The sequence below is a fragment of the Paracoccus haematequi genome (assembly GCF_900631945.1).
Classification (GTDB): domain Bacteria; phylum Pseudomonadota; class Alphaproteobacteria; order Rhodobacterales; family Rhodobacteraceae; genus Paracoccus; species Paracoccus haematequi_A.
In genome coordinates this window covers 1-9,543 of sequence record NZ_UZWE01000089.1, presented here as the reverse complement: position 1 = coordinate 9,543, position 9,543 = coordinate 1, and the positions used below count along the sequence as shown (strand labels likewise).

The following is a 9,543-nucleotide window of genomic DNA, read 5'->3' as shown; positions in this document are numbered from 1 at the left end:
GGTCTTGTAGGTCGGGGCTGTCGGTCTGCTCATGCCCATCAGCTATCAAGCTGAAGTCACAAGATGAATCCCCTCAGGCCGGTTTGTGCAACAGAGCCGTCAACAACATCATCGGCGCGGGGATCATGCCGCGCGCCGCAAGTGGCGATGACAAGCTGGACCGCAAGGTCGACGCGCTCTTCGAGCGTTGGACAGCGGATTGTGACGCCGACGGCCAGCTCGACTTCTACGGCCTGCAGACGCTTATCTGCCGCGAGATGGTCGAGGCGGGCGAAGTCCTGGTGCGCCGCCGCCTGCGGCGATCCTCGGACGGCTTGGCCGTTCCGCTGCAATTGCAGGTGCTGGAGGCCGACTTCCTCGACGCCACGAAATCCGGCGTCCTCGGCGCGGGGCGGCTGGTGCAGGGGATCGAGTTCGACCCGGTCGGCAAGCGCCGGGCCTATTGGCTCCATGCCGAGCACCCGGGCGACGCCTACGGGGCCTTGCAGAACGGCTTGCAGAGCCGCCCGGTCCCGGCGACCGAGATCGCCCATGTCTACGAGAAGCATCGCACGCAGGCGCGCGGCGTTCCATGGGGCGCGCCGGTGATCCGCAGCTTGCGCGATCTCGACGACTACGAGGTGGCCGAACTTGTCCGCAAGAAGACCGAGGCCTGCGTCACCGCCATCGTCTTCGGCGACGACGAGGCGCAGCAGGGCATCGCGCCCTCAGTGGTCGATGCCGATGGCAACCGGGTGGAGCAGTTCGAGCCGGGGCTCATCGCCTACGCCCGTGGCGGCAAGGACATCCGCTTCAACCAGCCATCGGCCACCGGCGGCTACGGCGAATACAAGCGGGCCAGCCTGCACACGATCTCGGCGGGGTTCCGCGTGCCCTACGAGCTGCTGACCGGGGACCTCTCTCAGGTCAACTATTCCTCGATCCGGGCGGGCCTCGTCGAGTTCCGCCGGATGATCGACGCCGTCCAATGGCAGCTGTTCATTCCGATGTTCTGCGCGCCGGTCTGGCGCTGGTTCACGGAAGCGGCATGGGCCGCAGGCCAGATCCCGTCGCCGGATGTCCCGGTCGAATGGCAACCGCCGAAGTTCGAGGCGGTCGATCCGCAGAAGGATGCGATGGCGGACCTGCTGGCGATCCGCTCCGGCACCATGACCCTCGCGCAGGCCATCGCCCGGCAGGGGCGCAACCCCGACGCCGTGCTGGCCGAGATCGCCGCGACAAACGCCAAACTCGACGATCTCGGCCTCGTGCTCGACAGCGACCCGCGCCGCGTCACCAAGACCGGTAGTGCGCAGGCGAGTGACCAGACAGCCCCCGCCGATCCGGAAATCGCACCGGCGCAGGCCGACCAACAGGACTGACCCCATGGATACAATGATCGAACTGCCGGCCCTGCGCCGGTCGGCGGAGCTTGCGCCAAACAGCGTCGACCCGGACGCGCGCACCGTCGAGGTGATCTGGTCGGCGGGCGCCCGCGTTCGTCGCGCCAGCTTCTTCGGCGAGCCCTATGACGAGGAGCTGAGCCTCGACCCGGCCCATGTCCGCCTCGACCGGCTGAACGCGGGCGCGCCGTTCCTGAAGGTGCACGAGATCGACACGCTCGACGCCGTCATCGGCTCGGTCGTGCCCGGCTCAGTGCGGATCGAGAACGGGCGCGGCGTCGCGCAGGTCCGGATCAGTGAGCGCGCCGACGTCGAGCCGATCTGGCGCGACATCCAGGCCGGGCACATCCGCGCGGTCTCGATCGGCTATCAGGTCCACCGCTTCGACATCTCGAAACCCGATGGCGGGCGCGAGCTTTGGCGGGCGGTCGACTGGACCCCGTTCGAGATTTCGGCCGTGCCGGTCGGCGCCGATCCCGCCGCGGGCTTCCGCGCCAAGGGCGAACAACACGACTGCGTCCTCCATCGCCGGGACGCCGAAACCAGCGAAGGAGCATCCCCGATGACCGACAAGACGACCCCGGCCGCACCGGCCGACGACACCCCCGATACGGCATCGACCGAGGAGATCACCATGCCCGACGACAAGACCGGCGCGGCCGAGGCGCAGACGCGCGCGGCCGAGACGCGCAGCCAGCCCAAGGCTCCCAAGCCTGAGGCCACGGATACCGAAGCCATCGCGACCCGCGCCCGCGAGGCCGAGCGCGACCGCGTCTCGACCATCTACGATCTGGCCGGGCGGCTGAACCTCGAGCGCAGCTTCGCCGAGGATCTGGTCAAGCGCGGCGTCAGCGTGGACGAATCCCGCCGCCTGATCCTCGACCAGGTCGCCGCGAAATCCGACGAGACCCGGACCTTCCCGCATGTATCTGTTCCGCTCGGCGGCCGCGACGAGCGCATCACCCGCCGCGACGCCGTGGCAAACGCGCTCTTGCACCGCTACAGCCCGACGCTGTTTCCGCTGGAGGATGCCGCTCGCCAGTACCGCGGCATGACGCTCTTGGAACTGGCCCGCGAAAGCCTCGGCAATGCCGGGGTCAACACGCGCGGCCTGTCGCGCGACGAGGTGGCGACGCGGGCGCTGCACTCGACCTCGGACTTTCCCGAGATCCTGTCGGCCGTGACCAACAAGACCCTGCGGCAGGCCTATGACGCCTATCCCCGCACTTTCGCGCTCTTCTGCCGCCAGGTGCTGGCGACCGACTTCAAGTCCATGCACCGGGTCCAGCTCGGCGAGGCGCCGCAGCTGCTCGAGGTCGGCGAGAGTGGCGAGTTCAAGCGCGGGACGCTGGGCGAGAGCAAGGAGAGCTACAAGGTCAAGACCTACGGCCGGGTGGTCGCGATCACCCGCCAGACGCTGATCAACGACGATCTCGACGCCTTCACCCGCATCCCGGCGATGTACGGCAACTCCATCGCCCAGCTGGAGTCGGACGTGGTCTGGGGCATCATCACCGCCAACCCGGCGATGGCCGACGGCAACGCGCTGTTCCACACCACGCACAAGAACCTCGCGGGCACCGGCGCGGCGCTCGATGTAGGCAGCGTCGGTGCGGCGCGGGCGGCGATGGCCAAGCAGACCGGCCTCGACAAGAAGACAGTGCTGAACATCCGCCCCGCCTTCCTGATCGTGCCCGCCGCGCTGGAGCTGAAGGCCGAGCAGTTGGTCGCGCAGAACCTCGTCCCCGCCGCGACCTCCAGCGTGGTGCCGCAATCGATCCGCACGCTCTCGCCGATCAGCGAGCCGCGCCTCGATGCGGCGAGCGCCACCGCCTGGTATCTGGCGGCCAGCCCGAACCAGATCGACACCATCGAGTACGCCTATCTCGAGGGGCAGCAGGGCGCCTATATCGAGACGCGCAACGGCTTTGACGTCGACGGGGTCGAGATCAAGTGCCGCCTAGACTTCGGCGCCAAGGCCATCGACTGGCGCGGCCTCTATAAGAACCCGGGCGCGTAAACTGTACCCAGCCTAAACCCCGACACACGGGCGGTCCTCCAGGGCCGCCTTTCGTTGTTCCACAAGGATCCTCCCCATGAAAAACTACGTCCAGCCCGGCAACACCATCACCCTGACCGCGCCCTATGCCATCGCCTCCGGCGATGGCCTGCTCGTCGGTTCCATCTTCGGCGTGGCAGCAGGCACCGCCGCGCTCGGCGAGAGCGTCGAGACCGCGCTTACCGGCGTCTTCGACATCACCAAGATCGGCTCGCAGGCCTGGACGGCCGGCGCGAAGATCTACTGGGACGACACCAACAAGCGCACCACCAACGTGGCAACCTCGAACACGCTGATCGGCGTGGCCACCGAAGCGGTCGCGGGCGGGGCCGGAGATACCATCGGCCGGGTGCGGCTCAACGGCGCGTTCTGATGAGCGCCTTCGCCGCCGCCGTCGGTGCGCTTTTCGCCGATCCGAACATCGGCAGGGATGCTGTCTACACGCCCGAGGGCGGCGCGCCCGTTCTGGTGCATGTCGTCGCCCGGCGCGCCGACGCGGTTACGGATTTCGGCGATGCAAGGATCTGGTCCGAGACCACGCGCGTGGATCTGCAGGTGGCCGAGGTGGCGAACCCGCGCCCCGGCGACCGGATCGAGATCGAGGGCGACGCCTTCCTCATTCAGGGCGAGCCCGTCCGCGACCGCGAGCGGCTGGTCTGGACCGTGGACTTGCGCCTAGCATGAAACTGAAGCTCGACATCGATCCTGACATCGTTGCGATGATGCAGGCCGAGGTGGCGGCGGGGGAGCGCGCGGTGACCGCCGCCATGCGCGAGGCCGGGACTGGGCTGAAGGCCGCGTGGCGCTTGCAGGTCACCGGCGCAGGGCTTGGCACACGGCTCGCCAACACGATCCGCAGCCAGACGTTTCCGAAGGCAGGCGAGAGCCTGGACGCCGCCGCGCTCGTCTGGTCCCAGGCCCCGGTCATCGTCGGCGCGCATGACACCGGCCCGCTGATCCGTTCCAAGGATGGGTTCTGGCTCGCGATCCCGTTGCCCGCCGCGGGCAAGTCCCTGCGCGGCGGCCGGATCACGCCCGGTGAATGGGAGCGCCGCCGTGGCCTCCGCCTGCGGTTCGTCTATCGCCGCACCGGCCCGAGCCTGCTGGTGGCCGAAGGACGGCTGAACACCAAAGGCCAAGCGGTGGTGTCGCGCTCAAAGACCGGGCGCGGCAGGGTCACTGCGCCGATTTTCCTGCTGTTGCCGCAGGTGAAGCTGCCGAAGCGGCTGGATCTGGCCCGGGATGCGGATCGGGCCTTGGACAGCGTGCCGGGTCTGATCGTGGCAACTTGGGTGGGGGAAAGATACTGAAAACAAGGGGTTCCGTTCAAGGCTCACTCTGGTACTGACATTTCAAATGATTAACCGCCTCGGTCCCATGAGGCAGAATCGGATATGTCGCAGATGAGCCTAGCAGCTGTTGAAAACGCCATCAGCAATCTCGCAAACTACATGAGGTTATACGTCGAAGCTCATATGCAGTTCGCAAGCCTTTTCGACGTGGATCGCGAGGAAGCTATTCATAACATGGAGCGTGCTTTCGAGGCAAAGCTAGAGGCATTCCACTCCCTCTATGATGTCTCAAAGGATCACTTTCCGTATTTCGATCACGGTGACACGTCTGCGCTCATCGCGTTGCGAAACGCAATACACCATCGAGACCATCCACTGTTCCAAGGCCTCTTGTCCGACTTGTGGCTGCGCGGCGATCCAATCCAATGGAACGGTGCGACGTATTTACTCGCTCGGCATCGGATGAGCAGTGAAGGCATGTTGTCGATGACTGCCTATTTCAAGCTCGAAGATTTTAACTTGCGACTTGATCCAGAATCAGGGTCACCGCACCGGGATAAGTTCTTGAAGGATAAGAAAGCTCTACAGCGTTTTCATTTAATTCGTGACGAATTGGGGCTCGATACCATCAAGCAGGATGCGGAAGCAGAGCGATATCCTGTCAATCAAGTGTATGTCGACATGATGCCGGTGTTTGTCTCGGCAGTTGTGAGGGTCTTCAAAGCATTGGACAAGGTCGGTGCCAACTTCAGGGGCTTCGACGCTGAGACCTACAAAACGCCATTTACGTCAGAGCTGGAAGTAGACTTGAAAGCGATCGACTATCAGCCGCTTAAGTTGAACAGCATTTCTGCTCAGTCGGCCGTAAAAACAAAGCCGCGGGAAACGCGGCACTAGGAAACCCCTATGCCCACCCCTCGCGAGACCATCCTCGCCGCGCTGAACGCGCGGCTTTCGGCGCTGCCCGCAACGGCCCTGCGCAGCGAGGTGCTGCCCGAGCGCGTGCCAGCCGGGGGACTGCTGATCCTGCGCGACGGCGAGCCGGGGGAGCCCGAGGTGACGCTGTCGCCACTACGCTACCATTACCAGCATCGCGCCGAGATCGAGGCTGTCGTGCAGGGCACCGCCCGTGACGCCGCCTTCGACACGCTGACCGCCAGCATCGGCGCGGCGCTCGCCGCCGACCGGACGCTGGGCGGGCTCTGCGACTGGGTCGAGGCGGAAGCGCCAAGGCCGGTCGATCTGCCGGTCGACGGCGCGGCCAGCCTGAAGGCAGCCGTGATCCCGGTGGTCCTGCACTACACCACGGCCGACCCGCTCGGCTGATCCAACCGACAACAGGAGTTGAGACATGGCACGAGCCCAGGGGGCGCGGGCGCAGATGGCGCTTGCGTTCGAGACCGTCTATGGCACGCCGCCCGCGAGCGGCTTCACGAAGATGCCGTTTGCCAGCACCACGCTGGGCGCGGAGCAGCCGCTGCTGAACTCCGAGCTTCTCGGCTACGGCCGCGATCCGCTGGCACCGATCAAGGATGCGGTGACGGCCGACGGCGATGTCGTCGTGCCGCTCGACGCCGAGGCCTTCGGCTTCTGGCTGAAGGCAGCTTTCGGCGCGCCGTCGACGACGGGCACCGGTCCCTGGACGCACGAGTTCCGATCCGGCGCCTGGACGCTGCCGAGCCTCTCCATCGAGACCGGAATGCCCGAGGTGCCGCGCTACGCGATGTATTCCGGCTGCGTCCTCGATCAGTTGACCTGGCAGATGCAGCGCTCGGGGCTGCTAACGGCGACCGCACGGCTGGCGGCGCAGGGCGAGACGGTGGGGACGACCACAAGCGCCGGCACGCCCGCCGCGCTGGAGTTGAAGAGGTTCGGCCACTTCAACGGGTCGATCACGCGGAACGGCTCGGCCCTCGGCAACGTCGTTTCGGTCGACATCACCTATGCCAACAACCTCGACCGGATCGAGACCATCCGCTCGGACGGGCGTATCGACGGCGCGGACCCGTCCATCGCCGCGCTGACCGGCTCCATCGAGGTGCGTTTCGCCGACAGCACGCTGGTGACGCAGGCAATCAACGGCGATCCGTGCAAGCTTGAGTTCGCCTACGTCCTGCCCTCGGGCGAGAGCTTCACGTTCACCGTGCACGCGGTCTACCTGCCGCGCCCCCGGATCGAGATTTCCGGGCCGCAAGGGGTGCAGGCCACCTTCGACTGGCAGGCCGCCCGCGACAGCGTCCACGGCCGGATGTGCACCGCCACCCTCGTGAACGATGTGGAGACCTATTGATGCTGACACTCGACCTGACCAACGCCCCGCGCTGGCACGATCTCGCGCCCGGCGTGCGGGTGCAGCTGCGCCCGCTGACCACCGCGCTGATGGTGGCGACGCGCAGCGACCCCGCCGTTGAGGCGGTGCCGGACGAGGCTTCCGACGAGGAACGCGCAGTGGCCTTCGCCAAGGCGCTTGCGCGGCGGGCGGTCCTCACCTGGGAGGGCATCGGCGATGCGGACGGCAAGCCGATCGATCCCAGCCCTGAGGCCATCGACGCGCTGCTCGACATCTGGCCGATCTTCGAGGCTTTCCAGCTGACCTACGTCTCGAAGGGCCTGCTGCTGGAACAGGAAAAAAACGCCTCCGCGCTCTCGCCGAGTGGTCCTTCGGCGGGGGCGACCGATATTGCGACGCCTGCCAAACGGCGTGCGAAGACTGCCCGGCGCGGCTGAACCGACCAATGACGCATGAAGGCTGGCAGGTCTGGGACCTGGTCGGCCGTCTCGGCGGCCAACTGCGCGTCCTGCCCGGTGCGGTGATCGGCTGGGACATGTCGGCGGCACTAGCGCTCGGTGACGCCCTCGGCGTGCCGCCGCTCGCCATGGCCGAACTGCTGCCCGTCATCGAAGCGGTGATGGTCGCCAAACTCAACGAACAGATGGAACGCCCCAATGGCTGAAAAACGCGTCAGCGTCCGCCTTGCGGCGGTCGGTGGTCGGCAGGTGCGCGCCGAACTGGAAGGCGTCGGCGAAGCCGGTGCGCGAGGTTTCGGACGGCTAAGCCGGGAGATGGAAGCGGCGAACACCCGGCTCGCGGCCTTTTCGCGGCGGGCGCGTGTGGCCGCCGCAGCGGCCGTGGCAGCTGCCGCCGCTGCTGGCGTGGCGATGATCCAATCGGGCCTCCAGACCGTCGATGCGCAGGCGAAGCTTGCGCAGTCGCTGGGAACCACCGTCGCCTCGATCCAGACGCTGGAGCGCGCGGGCGAGTTGGCGGGCGTTTCGATGTCCGGCATCGAGCAGGCCACGAAGGATCTGACGCGCCGTCTCAGCCAGGCGGCCGCCGGGACGGGCCCTGCCGCCGATGCGCTCGACCGGCTGGGCCTTTCCGCCAACGACCTGATCGCGTTGCCGCTGGACCAGCGTGTGGGCGCGATCAACGCCGCCATCGAGAACTTCGTGCCCGCCGCCGAACGCGCGGCGGTCGCGGGACAGCTCTTCGGCGAGGAAGGCTCCATCGCCATGTCGCGCATCGACACCGCGACGCTGCGCCAGGCGACCGAGGACGTGCTTGCTTTCGGTGTCGTGGTCTCGGAACAGGACGCCGACCAGATCGAGCGGACGAACGATGCGATCTCTCGGCTCGGGCTGATCTGGCGCGGGCTGTCGAACCAGCTTGCCGTCGCCGCGGCTCCGGCGCTCGAGGCGGTCGCCAACGCCATGGCGGCCATTGCCAGCCGCACCGGGCCGCTCGGCATCGCCATTCGCGGCCTCTTCGACAATATCGGCCGCCTGACCACCTATGCCGTGACCTTTGCGACCTTCCTCGCGGGCCGCTGGGTCGCCGGGCTGGCCGCTGCCGCACTGTCGGTGCGTGGGTTCGCCACCGCGCTTGTCGTCCTGCGCGGAGCGCTGATCCGCACAGGCATCGGTGCGCTGATCGTTGGCGTGGGCGAGCTGATCTATCAGCTGTCCCAATTCGTCGCCCGCGTGGGCGGGGTCGGCGAAGCCTTCCGGCTGCTCTCCGATCTGGCCTCCGAGGTCTGGTCGCGCATCGGGCTCGCGCTCGACGCCGCGCTGGCCCGTATGGCGGCGGGATGGGAAGGGCTGAAGGCCGCCGCGCTCTCAGCCCTCGACGGCACCGTCGCGGGGCTCAACGGGTTCGGAGACCGCACTGCCGCGATCTTCCAGGGCGCCTATGAAGGCGCGGTGGCGATCTGGGGCAGCCTGCCGGGCGCCATCGGTGATTTCGCCTACCAGGCCGCGAACGGGCTGATCGGCGGGGTGGAGGCGATGCTGAACGGCGTCGTCACCCGCATCAACAGCTTCATCGAGACCCTGAACGCCGCGCTCGCCTTGCTGCCGGAATGGGCGACCGGCGAAGGCGGCGTGCGGATCGGCACGCTCGATGCGGTGGACCTGAGCAGGATCGACAACCCGTTCGAGGGGGCCGCTACAGCGGCCGGCACCGCGGCGGCCGATGCGTTTTCCGCCGCGCTTGCCCGGACCTATATCATCCCGCCCGATCTCGGTCTCGGCGCCATGGCCCATGACGCGCGCGCCAAGGCCGATGCCTATCGCGAGGCCGCAGGCATGCTGAGCGATGCCGCAGCCCGGCCGCTTGCTGCCTGGCAGGCTCTGAAGGATGCCGTGGCAGGGTCCGGCACCGAGGCCGAGGCCGCGCTGACGGACGCCGCGACCTCCGCCGATGCGCTGGCGGCCGGGCTCGACGACACCACTGCCGCTGCCAATGGTGCAGGAGGTGCTGCCCGCGACGCCGGAACCGCCGCTGGCGAAGGGGCGGAGCATGCGCTGACCG

11 protein-coding genes are annotated in these 9,543 nt (G+C 67.4%); all 11 read left to right on the top strand.

Translation table 11 applies throughout. The annotated features are described in order from the left end of the window. A partial coding sequence (locus PARHAE_RS20505) for a phage portal protein (RefSeq protein ID WP_241232920.1) occupies nucleotides 1–1,361 on the top strand: 1,361 nt, incomplete at its 5' end. A 4-nt stretch (nucleotides 1,362–1,365) separates the two neighbouring features. Then, nucleotides 1,366–3,402, top strand: coding sequence for a prohead protease/major capsid protein fusion protein (locus PARHAE_RS20500; protein ID WP_126156349.1), 2,037 nt, complete (start codon nucleotides 1,366–1,368; stop codon nucleotides 3,400–3,402). Between the two features lie 76 nt (nucleotides 3,403–3,478). After that, nucleotides 3,479–3,814: a DUF2190 family protein gene (locus tag PARHAE_RS20495; RefSeq protein ID WP_126156348.1), complete on the top strand. Its 336-nt coding sequence runs from the start codon at nucleotides 3,479–3,481 to the stop codon at nucleotides 3,812–3,814. After that, the gene (locus PARHAE_RS20490; RefSeq protein WP_126156347.1) at nucleotides 3,814–4,125 is read left to right on the top strand and encodes a head-tail joining protein; all 312 of its coding nucleotides are present in this window, start codon (nucleotides 3,814–3,816) and stop codon (nucleotides 4,123–4,125) included. The genes PARHAE_RS20495 and PARHAE_RS20490 overlap by 1 nt, the downstream gene beginning before the upstream one ends. Then, the gene (locus tag PARHAE_RS20485) at nucleotides 4,122–4,751 is read left to right on the top strand and encodes a DUF6441 family protein (protein ID WP_126156346.1); all 630 of its coding nucleotides are present in this window, start codon (nucleotides 4,122–4,124) and stop codon (nucleotides 4,749–4,751) included. Before PARHAE_RS20490 ends, PARHAE_RS20485 begins: the two co-directional genes overlap by 4 nt. A 93-nt stretch (nucleotides 4,752–4,844) precedes the next feature. After that, complete coding sequence (locus PARHAE_RS20480) at nucleotides 4,845–5,630, top strand: hypothetical protein (protein WP_206437043.1); 786 nt, start codon at nucleotides 4,845–4,847, stop codon at nucleotides 5,628–5,630. 9 nt (nucleotides 5,631–5,639) lie between these two features. After that, on the top strand, nucleotides 5,640–6,059 hold the full coding sequence (locus PARHAE_RS20475; protein WP_126156345.1) for an acyl-CoA transferase: 420 nt from the start codon (nucleotides 5,640–5,642) through the stop codon (nucleotides 6,057–6,059). Between the two features lie 25 nt (nucleotides 6,060–6,084). Beyond that, nucleotides 6,085–7,023, top strand: a complete 939-nt coding sequence (locus PARHAE_RS20470; RefSeq protein WP_126156344.1) for a phage tail tube protein — start codon at nucleotides 6,085–6,087, stop codon at nucleotides 7,021–7,023. Further along, the gene (locus PARHAE_RS20465; protein WP_126156343.1) at nucleotides 7,023–7,460 is read left to right on the top strand and encodes a hypothetical protein; all 438 of its coding nucleotides are present in this window, start codon (nucleotides 7,023–7,025) and stop codon (nucleotides 7,458–7,460) included. Before PARHAE_RS20470 ends, PARHAE_RS20465 begins: the two co-directional genes overlap by 1 nt. An 8-nt stretch (nucleotides 7,461–7,468) precedes the next feature. Further along, complete coding sequence (locus PARHAE_RS20460; protein ID WP_013654514.1) at nucleotides 7,469–7,687, top strand: DUF7697 family protein; 219 nt, start codon at nucleotides 7,469–7,471, stop codon at nucleotides 7,685–7,687. Next, nucleotides 7,680–9,543: phage tail tape measure protein (locus tag PARHAE_RS20455; protein ID WP_126156342.1), on the top strand; the 1,864-nt coding region annotated here is incomplete at its 3' end. The genes PARHAE_RS20460 and PARHAE_RS20455, both read left to right, overlap by 8 nt.